General features: G+C 67.2%; 14 protein-coding genes. 1 reads left to right on the top strand and 13 read right to left on the bottom strand.

Translation table 11 applies throughout. The annotated features are described in order from the left end of the window. Positions 1–29: 29 nt before the first annotated feature. From J8I34_RS13905 to J8I34_RS13875, 7 genes are all read right to left on the bottom strand, one after another. Positions 30–815: an electron transfer flavoprotein subunit beta/FixA family protein gene (locus J8I34_RS13905; RefSeq protein WP_209806273.1), complete on the bottom strand. Its 786-nt coding sequence runs from the start codon at positions 813–815 to the stop codon at positions 30–32. Next, positions 812–1,984, bottom strand: a complete 1,173-nt coding sequence (locus J8I34_RS13900) for an electron transfer flavoprotein subunit alpha/FixB family protein (RefSeq protein ID WP_209806272.1) — start codon at positions 1,982–1,984, stop codon at positions 812–814. The genes J8I34_RS13905 and J8I34_RS13900 overlap by 4 nt, the downstream gene beginning before the upstream one ends. A 4-nt stretch (positions 1,985–1,988) precedes the next feature. Then, the gene (locus tag J8I34_RS13895; protein ID WP_209806271.1) at positions 1,989–3,914 is read right to left on the bottom strand and encodes a (Fe-S)-binding protein; all 1,926 of its coding nucleotides are present in this window, start codon (positions 3,912–3,914) and stop codon (positions 1,989–1,991) included. Between the two features lie 2 nt (positions 3,915–3,916). Then, positions 3,917–5,980: an NADH:flavin oxidoreductase gene (locus J8I34_RS13890; protein WP_029045234.1), complete on the bottom strand. Its 2,064-nt coding sequence runs from the start codon at positions 5,978–5,980 to the stop codon at positions 3,917–3,919. A gap of 64 nt (positions 5,981–6,044) precedes the next feature. Then, entirely contained in the window at positions 6,045–6,578 is a 534-nt protein-coding gene (locus J8I34_RS13885; RefSeq protein WP_209770848.1) for a DUF5943 domain-containing protein, read from the bottom strand. Between the two features lie 140 nt (positions 6,579–6,718). Beyond that, positions 6,719–7,690 (bottom strand): dipeptidase, encoded by a 972-nt coding sequence (locus J8I34_RS13880; protein ID WP_209806270.1) that lies wholly within the window; start codon positions 7,688–7,690, stop codon positions 6,719–6,721. A 37-nt stretch (positions 7,691–7,727) separates the two neighbouring features. Continuing rightward, complete coding sequence (locus J8I34_RS13875; RefSeq protein WP_209806269.1) at positions 7,728–9,002, bottom strand: serine hydroxymethyltransferase; 1,275 nt, start codon at positions 9,000–9,002, stop codon at positions 7,728–7,730. Positions 9,003–9,470: 468 nt separating this feature from the next. Here J8I34_RS13875 and J8I34_RS13870 point away from each other — a divergent pair, with 468 nt between their 5' ends. Continuing rightward, positions 9,471–10,496, top strand: a complete 1,026-nt coding sequence (locus tag J8I34_RS13870) for a GlxA family transcriptional regulator (RefSeq protein WP_029045230.1) — start codon at positions 9,471–9,473, stop codon at positions 10,494–10,496. Between the two features lie 117 nt (positions 10,497–10,613). On the opposite strand, the gene fdhA is transcribed toward J8I34_RS13870, so the two are convergent. The 6 genes from fdhA to J8I34_RS13840 form a co-directional block, all read right to left on the bottom strand. Continuing rightward, positions 10,614–11,813, bottom strand: a complete 1,200-nt coding sequence (gene fdhA, locus J8I34_RS13865) for a formaldehyde dehydrogenase, glutathione-independent (protein ID WP_209806268.1) — start codon at positions 11,811–11,813, stop codon at positions 10,614–10,616. 152 nt (positions 11,814–11,965) lie between these two features. Then, entirely contained in the window at positions 11,966–13,114 is a 1,149-nt protein-coding gene (locus J8I34_RS13860; protein ID WP_029045228.1) for a porin, read from the bottom strand. Between the two features lie 162 nt (positions 13,115–13,276). Continuing rightward, positions 13,277–13,741, bottom strand: a complete 465-nt coding sequence (locus J8I34_RS13855) for a dihydroneopterin aldolase (protein WP_209773078.1) — start codon at positions 13,739–13,741, stop codon at positions 13,277–13,279. Then, positions 13,738–14,391, bottom strand: a complete 654-nt coding sequence (locus J8I34_RS13850) for a sarcosine oxidase subunit gamma (protein ID WP_245175929.1) — start codon at positions 14,389–14,391, stop codon at positions 13,738–13,740. The genes J8I34_RS13855 and J8I34_RS13850 overlap by 4 nt, the downstream gene beginning before the upstream one ends. Continuing rightward, on the bottom strand, positions 14,381–17,392 hold the full coding sequence (locus J8I34_RS13845; protein ID WP_209806267.1) for a sarcosine oxidase subunit alpha family protein: 3,012 nt from the start codon (positions 17,390–17,392) through the stop codon (positions 14,381–14,383). Before J8I34_RS13845 ends, J8I34_RS13850 begins: the two co-directional genes overlap by 11 nt. Next, positions 17,389–17,685, bottom strand: a complete 297-nt coding sequence (locus tag J8I34_RS13840; protein ID WP_029045224.1) for a sarcosine oxidase subunit delta — start codon at positions 17,683–17,685, stop codon at positions 17,389–17,391. The genes J8I34_RS13845 and J8I34_RS13840 overlap by 4 nt, the downstream gene beginning before the upstream one ends. Positions 17,686–17,703: the final 18 nt, after the last annotated feature.

Below are 17,703 nucleotides of genomic sequence, written 5' to 3'. Positions count from 1 at the left end.
CCTGGTTGTTTGCCGACAGACCGGCAATGTCAGTAGTCGATGAGTTGATGCTCGCGTAAATACGCGAGGATGACTTGTGCTTTTTCGACTGAAGTCCCACCGTTTACGACGTTCCCGCCGCGGCTCTCGGTGGTCGTCGCCGACAGCATGCGGGCGTGGCCCGAGCGCTTTTCGGCGGCCGCCAGCTTGACCGGCTTGCGCTCGACGGCGCCGAGCGACCACGCCGGCGCATCGCTGTCCGCGCAGCGTGCGGCCGGCGCGGTGCGGATGGCGCCGCCGCGCAGGCGCGCATGGGCATAGCGCGGCTGCGCGTTGGCGAGCGGGTGCACCGCGACCACCGCGGGCAGCGCCGCATCGACGCGCCGGCGCAGGCCCTTGGGCAGGAACTGCCGCACGGCAACGCGCCCGCCCTCGATGTCGACGTCCACGGCGGCGCCAACCAGCGGCCGGCCAAGCACCGCGGCGAGGCGGTACGGCAGCATGCCGGTGTCGTAAGCGCCCTCCGCGCGGGTGCCTGTCAACACCAGGTCGCAGTGCTCCAGTTGCGCGGCCAGCACGCGCGCCCCGTCGTCGCCAGCCCCGCACGGCAGTACCTCAACCTCGCTTGCGCCGAGCGCCAGGTAGTCAGCGAGTGCCGGATCGGCGGCATCGCCCGCGTGCAGCACGGCGAGCTGCGCGCCGTGCTTGCCGGCCAGGCCGCGCCCGAGCTCCAGCGCGGCGGCGTCGTTGCGGCTGTAGCGCGGTGCGCCGCTGACCGGATGACGGCCAACGGATACCAGCACCGCGATGCGCTTCACTTGTCGGGGGGCGTTCATGCTGCGACTCCTGCGAGTTCCCTTGGCCCTGCCGGAGCCGGTTTTCCACGCGCCGGGCGTGCGGCCTGCACCAGCGCCATCAGCGCGGCAATGGTCTCGTGCGCGTCGCCGACAATGGTCAGGTTCGCGCGCTTGGCGATCGGCGCGCTGCCGTCGACATTGACGGCGATCACGTGGCGGCAGTCCTTGATGCCTTGCAGGTGCTGCACCGCGCCGGAGATGCCGAACGCGATGTAGACGCTCGCCTCGACCGTCTTGCCAGTGGCGCCGACCTGCTTGTCGCGGGTGAAATGCCCGTTGTCCACGGCGACCCGGCTGGCGGCGATGGCCGCGCCGAACGCGCCCGCCAGACGCTCGAACGCGCCGATGTCGGTCACCCCGTTGCCGGCCGCGACGATGAAGTCCGCCTCCTCGAGCGCCACCCGGGCGGCATCGATCTCCTCGATGCCTAGATCGCGGTACGGGTGCGTGCTGCTCCCCTTCGCGCACAGGAAGTCGGGCGAAAGCCGCTCGCCTGCGCCGGTGAACGGCAGCTTCGCGTCGACCGCGCTCGGCGCCAGCAGGATCACGTCGGGCAGCGCGCGGGTCGCGAACGATCGCCTGGCGTGCGCATACGTGCCGACGTGGCGTGCATCGATCTCGACCACATGCGTCGCGACGCTCGCCCCGGCCTCGGCCGCCGCTGCCGCATAGCGCCGGCCGAGATCGCCGTCGCCCGCGGCGTTGTCTGGAATGAAGACATGCCTGGCCGAAAGGGCGGTGGCGCATGCCTGTAGCGCCCGCAGTTCCGCCTCGGGGGCGAACGTGCGGCGGTCGAACTCCGGCAGGGCGATCAGCTTGTCCGCGCCCAGTTCCGCCGCATCGTCCTTCATCTCGCCGAACACCAGCAGCACTACCTCGGTCTGCGCGTCGGCCAGCAGCGCCGCCGCGGCTAGCGCCTGGCGCGCATGGTCGTCGAGCGCGCCACGCTCGCTGTGCGCGGCAACCAGCATCACGTAGCGCGGGTCGCTAACCGCCCGCCGCGGCTTTGCCGCCGCGCCGTGCCCGTGCGCGGGCCAGTGCGCCGCGCCAGCGTCCGCGCTGCCGGCCTCGCCCAGCGTGATGCGCCTGAGGCCCGCCGCCGTGATGATGAACGGCCGGCGCGGATCGATTCGTTTGATCGTGTCCATCAGTTCACTCCAGCGAAGCGGCAACCAGTTCAGCCACGTCGAGCACGTCCGGCCGCGGGCCGACGACGCCCTCGAGCATCGCGGTGCAGTTGGGACATCCGACCGCGACCACTTCCGCGCCCACCGCGCGCGCATCGGCGATGCGGATATCGGGGATGCGCTGCTTGCCGGGGATGTCGGTCAGCGGTGCGCCGCCGCCACCTCCGCAGCACCGGCCGCGCATGCCGTGGCGTTCCATCTCGATCACCTGGATGCCGATGGTCTTGAGCAGCTTGCGCGGCGCCTCGGTTTCGCCGTTGTAGCGGCCGAGGTAGCACGGGTCGTGGTAGGTGGTGCGCTTCTCGCGCAGCGCCTCCACCGCCTTGGGCGCGATCAGTCCGGTCGACGCAAGTTCGGCAAGATACGTGGTGTGGTGCTTCACCGTCACGCGCAGGCCCAGCGCGCGGTATTCGTTGCGCAGGCTGTGCATCACGTGCGGGTCGGCCGTCACGATCTGCTTGAACGAGAGCGCGTCCAGCGTGCCGATCAGGTGCCTTGCCAACTGCTGGAAGGTGGCCTCGTCGCCGAGGCGGCGCGCGACGTCGCCCGTGTCGGTTTCGGCCTCGCCCAGCACCGCATAGTCGACGCCGGCCTTGTTCAGCACCTTGACCAGCGCGCGCAGCGTGCGCTGGTACCGCATGTCGAAGCCCCCTTCTCCGGCCACGACCAGCACGTCGACCGCCTTGTCCGGCCGCGCAATGGGTGCGTTCAGGTCCACCGACCAGTCGTAGCGCGCCGCCTTGTCGAAGCCGCCCATGGTGCCGGTCTCGCGCAGGTTCGCCAGCACTTCGGCGCCCTTGCCGGGCACGGTGCCATGCACCAGCGTCTGGTTGCGGCGCATGTCGACGATCGCATCGACGTGCTCGATCAGCATCGGGCATTCCTGCACGCAGGCGCGGCAGGTGGTGCACGACCACAGCGTCTGCGCCTCGATCAGGCCAGACACGATCGGCCCGTTGGGTTCGCCCCGATGCCGGCCGACGGGAATCCCCGGCGTGGGGCTGCCGGCGTAGGCGGCATCGGTGCCGCCCGCCATGCCGACGACCAGGTCCTGGATCAGCTTCTTCGGGTTCAGCGGCTGGCCGGAGGCGAATGCGGGGCACGCCGCCTCGCACTTTCCGCACTGCACGCAGGCGTCGAAACTCAGCAGCTGGTTCCAGCGGAACTCCACCGGCTTCGCGACACCGTATTCCCTTTGCTCAATGTCGGGCATCTTGAGCGCCGTCGGCGGCGTGGCGGTGCCGCTGCCGGTGTACGACTCGGGTGTCGCCGCGAAGCGCTCCTGGCGCGGGTGGAAGGCCAGGTGCAGCAGGCCAGCCATCGCATGCTTCATCGGTCCGCCGGTGGCGGCGCCGACTGTCATCGCGAATGCGCCGACGCCGATCAGCACCGCGCACAGCACCGCGAATGCGCCCGACATCACCTCGGCCGGCACCACGGTGTACAGCGCCAGGCCCAGCGCGAACGAGCCGAGCAGCCAGGGCAGCGTATTCCACGGGCCCTTCGACAGGCGCGCCGGCACATCCTTCGCCTTGCGGCGGCGCCACACGAACACCGCGCCGACCAGCATCGCGAGCGCAGCGACCAGGATGAGCTTGTCGAGCCACGGCGAGTAGATCGCGAGGCCGTAGTTGACGAACACCAGCGCCAGCGCGGCGATCGCGCCGCCCGCCGTGGCCACGTGCGTCTTCGCGATGTACGGATCGCGCGCCACCACGTGGTGCAGGTCGACGAAATAGCGCTTGGGGATTGCGAACAGGTTGGCGATGCCGAACGAGCCGGGCGCGGCGGCCCGGCCGAGCCGCCAGTACGACGCGCGCCGCAGCACCGCGAAGGCAAGGCCGGCCACCGACAGCCACAGCAGGGCGGTAATCAGCAAGGACGGATTCATGGTCAGAAATCCTTGACGAGCCGCAGCGCGTCGTAGATCGCGCCGTGGATGTTATGCATCGAGATGCAGTCGCCAACGCGGAACAGCAGGAAGCGGCCGTTGCCGAGCGTCTCCGACAGGCACGGCTGCGGCTCGGCGGCAAACAGCTTGTGCACGTCGACCTGGCCGCGGTTGACCGATTCCGGCTTGAGCTTCCAGTAGAGCGCGTCGTTCGGCGTCGAACCGTTCTCGATCACGACCTGGTCGACCGCGCGCTCCTCGAGTTCTTCCGTGTACTCGTTGCGCAGCACCGCGATCTTCTTGCCGTCTTCCTCGTAGACACGGTCGAGCCAGTAGTTGGGCGTATGGATCACGCCCTGCGCATACAGGCGGCGATAGAAGATCGGGAAGGTCGTGCCGCCGCAGTCGTCGGCGACCTTCACGTCGGGCGTGACGATCTCGACTTTTGCGCCGCGGCTTGCCAGGTAGTCGGCGACTCCCGCTCCTGCATGCGTGCTGACGCCGTCGTAGACCAGTACGTTCTGCTTCGCTTCGACACGCCCGGACAGCACCTCCCACGAACTGACGGCCAGCCCTTCGGCAACGCCCCACGCGGGGATCTGGTCGGAGAAGGCGCGGCCACCCGTGGCCAGCACGATGATGTCCGGCTTCTCGGCCATGATCATCCTTGCGTCGGCCTCCACGCCGAGCCGGCGGTCAACGCCGAGGCGCTTGGTCTCCATGTCGAACCAGCGCACGATGCCGGCCATCTGCTCGCGTTGCGGTGCCTTCGAGGCCAGCATGATCTGCCCCCCGACTTCGGCATTCTTCTCGAACAGCACCACGTCATGGCCGCGTGACCGCGCAACGCGCGCCGCCTCCAGGCCCGCAGGGCCCGCGCCGACCACCACGATCTTGCGCTTCGGTCCACGCGATTTCTCGATCACGTGGGGCATCGTCGCTTCGCGCGACGTGGCCGCATTCTGCACGCACAGCACGTCGAGGCCGTTGTACTGGCGGTCGATGCAGTAGTTCGCGCCAACGCATTGCTTGATCTCGTCCTCGCGGCCGTCGCGGATCTTGATGACCATGTGCGGGTCGGCCATCTGCGCGCGCGTCATGCCGACCAGGTCGACCATGCCGCTTGCCAGCAGCCGTTCGGCCTGCCCGGCGTCGCGGATGCTCTGCGCGTGCATCACCGGGATCCTGACCACCGACTTGATCCCCGCCGCCAGGTGCACGAACGGCTCGGGCGGCAGCGCCATCGGCGGCATGCAGTTGGCCAGCGTGTTGTGCGTATCCGCGCCCGATCCGATCACGCCGAGGTAGTCGATCAGCCCCGACTCGGACATGGCCTGCGCGATCTCCTTGAGCTGCTGCTGATCGAGCCCATCCTCGTGGAACTCGTCGCCGCACATGCGCAGGCCGACGCAGAAGTCCTTGCCGACCGCCTCGCGCACCGCCTGCAGCACCTCCACGCCGAAGCGCAGGCGGTTCTGCAGGCTGCCGCCCCACTCGTCGGTGCGGAAGTTGGTGCGCGGGCTCCAGAACTGGTCGATCAGGTGCTGGTGCGCGGCCGAGATCTCGATGCCGTCCATCCCGGCGTCCTTGACGCGCTTTGCCGCGGTGGCGAAGTCGGCGATGATCCGGCGGATTTCCTCTACCTCGATGATCTTGGCGTTGCCGCGGTGCACCGGCTCGCGCACGCCCGACGGCGACATCAGGTGCGGCCAGTGCTCGCCGTGGAACGCCGAGCGGCGGCCCATATGGGTGGCCTGGATCATGATCTTCGCGCCGTGGCGGTGCATCGTTTCCGCCAGCCGGGAGAGGGGCTCGACGATCCTGTCCGTGGCAAGGTTCACCGACTTCCACCAGCCCTGGGGGCTGTCGATCGATACCGGGCTGGAGCCGCCGCAGATCGCCAGGCCGACACCGCCCTTCGCCTTTTCTTCGTAATAGCGGATGTAGCGGTCGCCCGGCAGGCCGTCCGGTTCGGCATACACCTCGGCGTGCGCGGTGCTGACGATCCGGTTGCGCAGCGTCAGCTGGTTGAGCTGCAAGGGTTTAAACAGGTGGGGATAGCGCATCGCAGGCGACCTCTGGCGTTCGTATGTCTTTCGTGTTGCGGATGAAATCTGGCTCGGGGGACGCTCAGTGGCCGATTGCCGACACCTCGAACACGCAATGCTCGTGGCCTTCGGCCGCGCACTGCGCTTCCTTCGATTGCGCGCGCGGCCCGCCCGTGCCGGCCGGCGCCGTGTCGTTGACCCAGTCCATCGCGCCGGCGAACCAGCCGGCGAACATGTAGCAGAGCTTGCCTTCCTTGCCCGGCTGCGCGAGCACGAACGACGAGTGGTGCAGCGCGATACGCGCATGCGCCGTCGCCGGATCGGCTTCGAGCAGGGAGAAGAGGCCCCAGCCGCGCTGCGACAGCCGCTTCAGGTAGTGCTCATAGACGGCCATGCCGCTGAGGCCGTGCAGCTGGGCCTCCTTGTCGCACCAGTGGTACGCGGACTTGTACCCCGCCTTGTAGAGGATCTCGGCGTATGCATCGGCGCCGAGCGTCTCTTCGACCGCGACGTGGTTGTTCGTGAAGAAATGGCGCGGGACATACAGCATCGGCAGCGCATCGGTAGTCCAGACGCCGGTGTCGGGATTGACGTCGATCGGCAGTTGCGGTTGCATCGTGGTGGCTCCGTGAGGATGAATTCGCCGCTTGCGTCGTGGCGCAGGCGCGGCATTGCCCGCGTGCCCGCGCGGCGCGAGGGCACGTCCCGTTTTGTAGTAAATCGCTGAAGGGTTCTACGACCGGCGCTGGCGCCGGCTCAGGCGCCCCAGACTTCCTTGAACACCCGTACCCAGTTCTCGCCCATGATCTTGCGGATGCGCGAGGGCTTCCAGCCCGCGCGCTCCATCGCCGCGGTCAGGTTCGGGAACTCCCCGATGGTGCGGATGCCCTCGGGATTGATCACCTTGCCGAAGTTGGTCAGACGGCGATAGCGGCCTTTGTCGTGCGTCAGCATGTCGAAGAATTCCGTGCTGTAGCCCTGCGTAAAGTCCGTGCCGATGCCGACCGCATCCTCGCCGACCAGGTTCACGACGTAATCGATCGCTTCGATGTAGTCGTCAACCGTCGCCTCGATCCCGCGCTTCAGGAACGGCGCAAACATGGTCACGCCAACGAAGCCGCCGGCCTCGGCGATTTCCTTGAGCTGCTCATCGCTCTTGTTGCGTGGATGCTCCTTCAGGCCAGACGGCAGGCAGTGCGAGTAGCAGACCGGCTTCTTCGAGAAGGCAATCGCTTCGGACGAGGTCTTGCCGCCGACATGCGACAGGTCGACCATGATCCCGACACGGTTCATCTCGGTGATCACTTCACGGCCGAAGCCGGACAGCCCGCCGTCACGCTCGTAGCAGCCGGTGCCGACCAGGTTCTGCGTGTTGTAGCACAGCTGCACGACGCGCACGCCCATGTCGGCGAACGCTTCGATGTAGCCGAGGTTGTCCTCGAACGCATGCGCGTTCTGGAAGCCGAGTATCACGCCGGTCTTGCCATCCCGCTTCGCGCGGCGGATGTCGTCGGTGGTGCGCACCAGTGTCAGCAGTTCGCCGTGCTCGCGGATCTGCTGCTTCATCAGCGCGATGTTGTCGACGGTCTTGGTGAAGTTTTCCCAGACCGAAACGGTGCAGTTCGCGGCGGTGACGCCGCCCTTGCGCATGTCTTCGAACACGGACCGCTCGAACTTCGAGATGTTCAGGCCGTCGATGATGATGCTGTCTTCGTGCAGCGGGCTCATGGGTTGCTCCACTCCTTGGCTCGGGTCATGTCGGTGTTCAGTAGATCGGGAAGCGGTCGCACAGCGCGAAGATCTCGCTCCGCACGCGCCGCTCCGTGGCCGGGTTCCCTTCCGGGTTCGCGCGCAGCGCCTCGAACACCTCCAGGATCAACCGGCCGATCTCGCGGAACTCCGCGACGCCGAAGCCGCGCGTCGTGGCAGCCGGGGCGCCAAGGCGGATGCCCGATGTGATCGTCGGCTTCTCGGTGTCGAAGGGAATACCGTTCTTGTTGCAGGTGATGCCGGCGCGCTCGAGCGCCTGTTCGACCTGCGTGCCCTTGAGCCCCTTCGGGCGCAGGTCGACCAGCAGCAGGTGGTTGTCGGTGCCGCCTGTCACCAGGTCGACGCCGCCCTCCTTCAGGACCTCGCCGAGCGCTTGCGCGTTCGCCAGCACGTTGTCGATGTAGGTCTTGAACTCCGGCTGCAGCGCCTCGCCAAAAGCGACCGCCTTGCCCGCGATCACGTGCATCAGCGGGCCGCCCTGCAGGCCGGGGAACACGGCCGAATTGATCTTCCTGGCGATCTCTTCGTCGTTGGTCAGCACGAAGCCGCCGCGCGGCCCGCGCAAGGTCTTGTGCGTGGTCGAGGTGACGACGTGGGCATGCTCGACCGGGTTCGGATGGCGGCCCGCGGCGATCACGCCGGCGATGTGCGCCATGTCGACCATCAGCTTCGCGCCGACGCTGTCGGCGATCGCGCGGAAGCGGGCGAAATCCAGCTTGCGCGGGTAGGCCGAGAAGCCGGCGATGATCAGGCTCGGCTTGTGCTCATGCGCGAGCGCTTCGACCTGGTCGTAGTCGATCAGCATGGTGTCGCGGTTCACCCCGTACTGCACGGCGTTGAACCACTTGCCGGACAGGGCTGGCTTGGCGCCATGGGTCAGGTGGCCACCGGCATCGAGCGACATGCCCAGCACGGTGTCGCCAGGCTTGGCGAGCGCCAGCATCACCGCGCCGTTGGCCTGCGCTCCGGAGTGCGGCTGCACATTGGCGAAGCCGGCATTGAAGAGCTCCTTCACGCGATCGATGGCAAGCGCTTCGACTTCATCCGCGAACTCGCAGCCACCGTAGTAGCGCTTGCCCGGGTATCCCTCGGCGTACTTGTTGGTCAGCACCGAGCCTTGCGCCTCGAGCACCGCGCGCGACACGATGTTTTCCGAAGCGATCATTTCGACCTGCGACTGCTGCCGCTCGAGTTCCTTGAGGAGTGCGCCGCGCACCCGCGCGTCGCGCTCGGCCAGGGACTGCGAGAAGAAAGACTTGGTGTTCGACATAGGGTATCCGTGACTGATTGAAATGGCTGCTGACGGGGCGAGACGCCCGCTGCGCCTGGGGCGATTTGCCCTGTTCAACGCAGCGTTGCCGACGGATCTATTCTTGTCGTTCGCGTTTTTGGGCGGTTGGTGAATTCAGACGCGTTCTTTTCCATTTCCGCCATTCGCGTCCGATTTGAACAAGTAGGGCTCTGGACGCAAGCGAAGCGGCGCGCATGCGGTGGCGCGCGTGGCACCTCCCGAGGTATTCCCCGCGCCGCACTGGCATGGTGCATCCTGGTGCGCCGCGCGCTGGCGCACGTGTCGCGCATACGGTGCATTGCGGCGCTTGCGGCTGTTGTCGCCCCCATTGCTAGGGTTTCGCCGTATGGCACGTTTGTTGCGCCCGCATTATCAATAGCCCATAGACAACGGCACCATGGCTCCCCAGGCCAGCAAGTCGCCGACAAAGCACCAAGGAACGCCCCCATGTCCTCCGACCGAACCGCGTCGCTGTCCCACTTCGCGTTCATGCCATTGCCAAACTTCACGATGATCGCGTTTACCAACGCCATCGAAGTGCTGCGCATGGCGAACTACCTGAGCGGGCAGGAGCTGTACCGCTGGTCCGTCGTCAGTCCGGAAGGCGGCCCCGTGACCGCCAGCAACGGCCTGACGATCGATACCCGTCCGGTGGACAGCATCGGGCGACCGGACATCGTGTTCGTCTGCGGCGGGATCGACGTCCAGCGCTCCACCGATGCTGCCCACCTGTCGACGCTGCGCCGCGCGGCGCGCGACGGCCTGATGCTCGGCAGCCTTTGCACCGGCACCTACGCGCTGGCCAAGTCGGGGCTGCTGGCCGGCTATGCCTGCGCCATTCACTGGGAGAACATGTCGGCGCTGAAGGAGGAGTTTCCCGACACCCGCTTTCTGAAGGAACTGTTCGTGATCGACCGCGACCGGGTGACCTGCACCGGCGGCGTCGCGCCGCTCGACATGATGCTGTACCTGATCGCCAGGCGCGTCGGCACGGGCCGCGTCACACAGATCGCCGAGCAGTTCATCGTCGAACACGTGCGGGACACAAGCGCGCAGCAGAAGATGCCGCTGGTGGCGCGGCTGGGCTCGGCGAACAAGTCGCTGTTCGAGGTGATTTCGCTGATGGAGAACAACATCGAGGAACCACTGTCGCGAGAGGAGCTCGCGCGCCTTGCAAGCATGTCGCAGCGCCAACTGCAGCGCCTGTTCCGCGACCATCTCGGCATGACGCCGACACACTATTACCTGACGCTGCGCCTGCGCCGCGCGCGCGAACTGCTGCTGCAGACCGACATGTCGATCATGCACATCACCATGGCGTGCGGCTTCCAGTCCGCATGCCATTTCAGCAAGAGCTACCGCGAGGCGTTCGGGGTCGCACCGACGCGGGAGCGCCGGCAGCAGGCCGCGCCGCTGGCGAAGCCGGCGGGCCACGGCAAGGCGCAGGCTTATGCGCCGGTGTTGCACGCGTGAATGGACGACAGGCAGCCAGCATTGCGCTGTTTCGGCGCGAACGAGTGGCAATGGAAAGGGGCGGCCCACGGGCCGCCCCTTCTTTGTGCCGGCTACCTTCGCGCGGCGCACGACCGCTCAGGCGGCCGCCAGCATCCCATGCGGATCGATGACGAATTTGCGCGGTGCGCCACCGTCGAACTGCTGGTAGCCTTCCGGCGCCTGGTCCAGTGAAATCACGGACACATTGACGATTTCCGCGATGGGCAGGCGATTGTGAAGGATGGCCTGCATCAGGTTGCGGTTGTACTTCAGCACGGGAGTCTGGCCGGTGTGGAAGGAATGCGACTTGGCCCAGCCGAGGCCGAAGCGGATGCTCAGGCTGCCGCGTTGCGCCGCAGCGTCCTTCGCACCCGGGTCATCGGTCACGTAAAGGCCTGGGATGCCGATCGCACCGGCGGGCCGGGTGATCTCCATCAGCGAGTTCAGCACTGTCGCGGGCGCCTCTTCCACGTGGCCCGACGCGCCGTGGCCGTGCGCCTCGAAGCCGACGCAGTCGACCGCGCAATCGATCTCCGGCGTGCCGAGGATGGCGGCGATCTGCTCGCCCAGCGTCGCGTCCCGCGACAGGTCTACGACCTCGAATCCCATCGCCTTTGCGTGGGCAAGGCGCGCCGGGTTCATGTCGCCGACGATGGTGCAGGCCGCGCCCAGCAGCCGCGCGGATGCCGCCGCCGCCATGCCGACCGGTCCTGCGCCGGCGATGTAAACGGTTGAGCCCGGCTTCACGCCTGCAGTCACGGCGCCGTGGTAGCCGGTTGGCAGAATGTCCGACAGGCAGGTGAGGTCGCGGATCTTCGCCATCGCCTGGTCCCGGTCGGGGAACTTCAGCAGGTTGAAGTCGGCGTATGGCACCATCACGTACTCGGCCTGCCCGCCGATCCACCCACCCATGTCGACGTAGCCATACGCACCGCCGGCACGCGACGGATTGACGCTGAGGCAAACGCCGGTGTGTTGCTCCTTGCACATCGCGCAGCGGCCGCAGGCAACGTTGAACGGCACCGACACCAGGTCGCCGATCTTCAGCGTCTCGACGTCGCGGCCGATCTCGATCACCTCGCCGGTGATCTCGTGGCCGAGCACGAGGCCCACCTCTGCGGTCGTGCGGCCGCGCACCATGTGCTGGTCCGAGCCGCAGATATTCGTGCTCACGACCTTGAGGATCACGCCGTGCCCGATCGCGCGCCCGGTCGGATCGACCATTTTCGGATAGTCGATGTTCTGCACCTCGACCTTGCCCGGTCCAAGATAAACGACACCCCGGTTGTTGCTCATCGCTTGTCTCCATGTCTCGTTAAGGCTTGCCGCCCCCGCGCCAGTCGACGCGGCATGCACGGCATGCGTGTTCGAGAGTAGTGCGGAGAGCCGTGGCGCTTCGTGCAAAATCCGACGCCCGTTTGAGCAGGCCCGACATCGCCGCTAACGGATCAGAACTTGTGGCGAATTGCCGCGCGCACCAGCACCTGGCTCGACGACGACGACGAGTCGGCCGCGCCGGGGATGTAGGCCCGGTCCAATGCCGTGCCAGTCTTGTCGCCGCTCACGCGCTGATAGACGCCCTGCAGATAGACGTCGGTCCTCTTCGAGAAGTTGTAGTCCGCCATCAGGCCGATGCTGTGGACCTTGGGCCTGGCCTCGCCCGACGACGCCTGGAACTTCTCCGTGGTCAGGGTGTAAACCGCGCCGGCATAGAACGCCGGCGTGAACTGGTACTTGAAATTGAATTCGAAGTTCTGGAACTTGAGCGCATCCAGCGTGCCGGTGGCGGGCAGGATCGATCCGGAGATGTACGAGGTCGACAGCGGCTGCGTCAGGTTCGTGTTGGAGTAGGCGAAGCCAGCGGTCGCGGCACCGAATGTGTAGTTGACGCCGGCCCCGAAGATGCGCAGGCGCCGGGCCAGGAAGTTCTGGTCGCCGCCGCTGCTGATCGCACCGTTGGCCGTTGCCGACGGGTTGTCGGCCTGCAGGTAGGCAGCCGCCAGCAACAAGCCGCCATTCGCGTACTGCATGCCCGCGCCGTACTGGCGGTTGTTGGCAAAGTTGGTGTCGTTGCTGAAGCTGTACGTGCCCCCGAACTGGAACCCGCCAAGCGTGGGGCTGGTGTACTTGACCGTATTATTGACACGGAACGAGTAGACCATGTTGTCGTTGTCGTAAGGGTGGCCGAACAGGTAGCCGCCCCAGTTGCCGACCACGGTCGTCTGTGCCAAGTAGTCGATCACGGAATCGTACTGGCGCCCGAGCGTGATGGTCCCGAGCCGGTCGTCGGCCAGCCCGACATAGGCCTGCCGGCCAAACAGCACGCCGCCTTGCGCCGCCCTGCCAGTGCTGGCGTTGAAGCCGTTCTCGAGCTGGAACAGGGCCTTGACGCCCCCTCCCAGGTCTTCCGAGCCCTTCAGGCCCCAGCGGCTGCCTTGCGCGAAGCCGCTTTGCATCTCAACCAGCCGGTCTCCGCCGACATTGTTGGTGTAGTTGATGCCTTCGTCGATGATGCCGTACAGCGTCACGCTGCCCTGGGCGAAGGCGGACGTGGAAAACAGCAGGGCGATAGTCGAGCCTAGCGTGGCTTTTTTCATTGGATTTTCCTCCTCGTATGGTGGCGCGCGCCGCCACGCCGATCGGCACGGCAGCGGCGCGCCTACGAGAGTAGTCTCCATGGCCGTGCCGGCTGCATGCTAAACGCGACGCGCGCTTGGCCGGCGCCGCCATCTTGCCGGCACGTTGCCGCTCTCCCCCGCTCAGCGGGGCTTGCCGCCGCGGCGCAGGTAGTCGGCGCGCGTCCATTCCAGTTCGACGCCCACGCGCTGCGTGCCAGGCCGGATCTTCGGCTTGTGCACCGCGAGGGTCAGGGTGTCGAGCGCCGGCCATTCGCGGAACGACAGCTCCGCGATATCGGCCACCAGCGTCTCGAGCAGCCGCGTATGCGGCTTGCGCGCCAGAAACGCGGCGACGCGCGTGCAATAGCCCTCGTAGTCGATCCACTCGGACTCTTCGCTCGGCTCGCGCCGGTAGCCCAGGCGCGCGTCGATCACGACCGGCTGCGGAGCGTCATGTTCGTGCGGATGGATGCCGATGCGCACCGGCACCGTCAATGCATCGACGAACACGCTCCAGCCCCGCCCCGGCAGCAGCGGGGCGTTCAGGCCATCGAGTATCTTGAGCCCCGCCTGTGGATCGCTGAACGCCTCCTCGACCGGCTTCATGACAGCAGCGGCGTCGCCGCGTCAAGCAGGATGCGGCAGAAGTAGTCCGCGAAGCTGCGCCGCACCACGATCTCGAAACGGTCGTCGCCGGTCGGCACCAGTATGATCGGCGCCTTGAAGTAATGGCTCTGGGCGCACTGCCCGGTCCGGAACACGCGCGGATGCAGGTCGAGGGGGCAGCCCCGCGCCAGCACATCGCGCACACGATCCCCACTGATTTCGATCACGGTGTAGCCGCTGCCGACGTCGACCGCGGCCGAATACGAGCCGGCAATGGCCGGCGCCAGCTTGTCCTCCAGCACGCCGGCCGGCACCGGCCCGTTCGATCGCACCAGCCATTCGTCCGGGCCCAGCCACAGCACGTCGTACGCGGCGCCACGCGCAACCGTGTTGGGGGCGGCCGGCGGACAACAGCCCACCACGCCCTCGAACGCATCGACGAACGCGGGATCGGCCAGTTCGCCCCGCACGATGACCAGGTCGAGGAACTGCCGCTCGCGCAACGTGAAGTACATCGACCCGCGCAGGTGCGGAGCTTCCAGCAGGCTGGCCGCGCCGACCAGCGGCGACTCCAGGCGCACGTCACGCGTGCGGGCGTTCGGCACCGGCGCGTCGGCCAATGCCGTAGCAATACCTTGTTCATTCCACATTCTGGCGCACTCCTTCGGTATCGTAAAAAACCGGGCTCGAGATCTTCGCGCTCACGCGGCGGCCATCGGCCAGCGGGATCGCGACGCTCTCGCCCATCTTGCCCAGGCCGCCCTTCACTACGGCGAGAGCGATCGAGCGCTGCAGGATCGGGCTGTAATAGCTCGACGTCACGTGGCCGATCATCGGCGTCGGCTCGGTCGTCGACACCCTCGTGCCCGGCGCGATGATCTGGGCTCCCTCGGGCAGCACGAACTGCGCGTCGTCGGTCAGCAGGCCGACGAACTGCTTGCGGCCTTCCTTCGCCGTGTCCGAGCGCGTCAGCGAGCGCTTGCCGAGGAAATCCTTCGATTTCGCCACCAGCCCGCCCATGCCGAGGTCGTACGGGGTGATCGAGCCGTCGGTGTCCTGGCCGACGATGATGTAGCCCTTCTCGGCGCGCAGCACGTGCATGGTCTCGGTGCCGTACGGCGTGATGTCGAACTCGGCGCCGGCGGCCATCAGCGCTTCCCACACCGCACGCCCGGCGTTGGCGGGCACGTTGACCTCGTATGCCAGCTCGCCCGAGAAGCTGATGCGCATCACACGCGCCTTGGCGCCGGCCACGGTGCCGTTGCGGTAGCTCATGAACGGGAAGGCCGCGTTGGCAAAGTCAATGTCGGCGCAGACCTTCTGCAGCACCTTGCGGCTCTTCGGCCCGACCACCGCGAACGTCGCCCAGTGATCGGTCACCGAGGACAGGCGGACCTTCATGTCGGGCCACTCGGTCTGCAGCCAGCGCTCGAGCCACGTCAGAACGCGCGCGGCGCCGCCGGTGGTCGTGGTCATCATGAAATGCTGCTCGCCAAGGCGCACCGTCACGCCGTCGTCGAACACCATGCCGTTCTCGTCCAGCATCAGCCCATAGCGGCACTTGCCGACTTCGAGCTTGCCCCACGGGTTGGTGTACATCCAGTTGAGCAGCGTGAGCGCGTCCGGGCCCTGGATGTCGATCTTGCCCAGGGTCGACGCGTCGAGGATGCCGACGCTGTTGCGCACCGCCAGGCATTCGCGCTTCACCGCGGCGTGCAGGTCCTCGCCCCGCCTGGGGAAATACCAGGGGCGCTTCCAGTTGCCGACGTCCTCGAACAGCGCGCCGTTCGCGACGTGCCATTCGTGCACGCAGGTCTTGCGCACCGGGTCGAGGAAATCGCCGACCTCGCGTCCGGCGAAAGTGCCGAACGTGACCGGCGTGTAGTTGGGCCGGAACGTGGTCGTGCCGGTCTCGGGAATCGACTTGCCCAGCGCCTGCGCCAGGATCGCCATGCCGTTGATGTTGCCGAGCTTGCCCTGGTCGGTGCCGAAGCCCATCGCGGTGTAGCGCTTCACGTGCTCGACCGACTCGAAGCCTTCGCGCGCCGCCAGCAGGATGTCCGAGGCCGCGACGTCGTTCTGGAAGTCGACGAACTGCTTGGGCCCGCGCGCGGCGGCCTCGCGGCTGCCGACCAGCCACAGCGGCAGCAGCGGACCTTCGGCGACGGCGCTGACCTTCGGCGCCGCCAGCCGCTTCGCCGTTGCAAAGCCGGCGGCCTTCGCCGCCTCGGCGCCCGCTTCCAGCGCCACCGGCAGCGCCAACGCGAGGTTGAATTCGCCCGCGGCCGCGCCGATGCTGCACTGGGCCTGCATCGACTTGCCCGGCACGAAGCAGGTCTTCTCGTCGCTCCACTGCGCCTTGCCGCCCGATTGTGCGAACAGGTGCAGCACCGGGCTCAGGCCACCCGACATCGCGACGAGGTCGCAGGCGATCCTCGACACCTTGCCGCCGGCCTTGCCGTTGGCATAGGACGCGACGCTGACCGACGTGACGTGCTGCTTGCCGGCGGCAGCCACCACGACCGCGCCGTTCATCACGTTCACGCCCTGCCGCTTCGCCGCCGCGGGCAGCGCGCCGCTGGTGGTGGCACGCGGATCGACGACCGTCACCCTGGCGCCGCACGCCTTCAGGTCAAGCGCCGCCTGGTAGCCGCGGTCATTGTTGGTGAACACCACCGTGTCGCGTCCCGGCAGCACGCTGTAGCGGTGGATGTAGGTCGACACCGCCGACGCCATCATCACACCCGGCAGGTCGTTGTTGCCGAAGACGATCGGGCGCTCGTGCGCACCGGTCGCGAGGATCACGCGCTTTGCGCGGATCTTCCACAGCAGCTCGCGCGAGCCGTGGCGCATCGAGACCGACAGGTGGTCGGTCAGGCGCTGCGTGACGGTAACCAGATTATGGTCCTGGTAGCCGAAGGCGTTGCTGCGCGACAGGATGGTCACGTCCGGCAGCTTGCGCAGCTTGCCTTCGATCTCGGCGACCCACTGCAGCGCGGGCTTGCCGTTGATGTCGGCGCGTCCGGACAGCAGGCTGCCGCCGAGCTCGCACTGGTCATCGACCAGGATCACGCGCGCACCGGTCACCGCCGCCGCGTGCGCCGCGGCCAGGCCGGTCGGCCCTCCGCCGACGACGAGCACGTCGCAGTGCGCGTAGCATTTGTCGTAGCGATCGGCATCCAGCGTCGTGGGCGCCTTGCCGAGCCCGGCCGCCTCGCGGATCTTCTCCTCGTACCTGGGCCACATCTTGCGCGGCCACATGAAAGTCTTGTAGTAAAAGCCGGCGGGCATGAAGCGCGCAAACTTCTGGTTGACCGCCATGCGGTCGCGCTCCAGATCCGGCTCCGCGTTCACGCTTGCCGCGACCAGACCCTGGTACAGCTCGATCTCCGTGGCCCGCGCATTGGGCACCGTATAGGCACCGCGCTCCAGCTGCACCACGGCATTCGGCTCCGCCACGTCCGCGGTCATGATGCCGCGCGGCCGGTGGTACTTGAAGCTGCGTGCGACGAAGCGCACGCCGTTGGCGAGCAGCGCCGAGGCCAGCGTGTCGCCCTGGAAGCCCTGGTACACGCGGCCGTTGAAGGTGAAGGACAGGGGCTTGCCGCGATTGATGCGGCCGCCCGTGCCGAGTCGGTCTTTCTGGCTCATTGCTTGCCCCTTCCTTGCTGTGCGTTGGCGGCGGGCTGGCCGAAAGTCTCGTAGCCCTTGATGTCATAGCTGACGGTGTCGCGCTCGACCTTGAACCAGCGGCGGCAGCCCTGCGCGTGGATCCACTGTTCGCGGTGCGTGCCGCGGGTGTTGGTGCGCATGAACAGGTAATCGCCCCATTCGCGGTCGGACAGCTTGTCGGTCTCGAGCGGACGCGCGATGTCGGCTTCGCCGCCGCACGAGAATTCGGATTCGGCGCGCGGGCCGCACCATGGACAATGGATCAGCAACATGTCTATCTCCTGCTTGGG

Source organism: Cupriavidus phytohabitans (assembly GCF_017815025.1).
GTDB lineage: Bacteria > Pseudomonadota > Gammaproteobacteria > Burkholderiales > Burkholderiaceae > Cupriavidus.
Note: the sequence above shows the minus strand (reverse complement) of the source record. Positions and strands in the feature narration are given on the sequence as shown.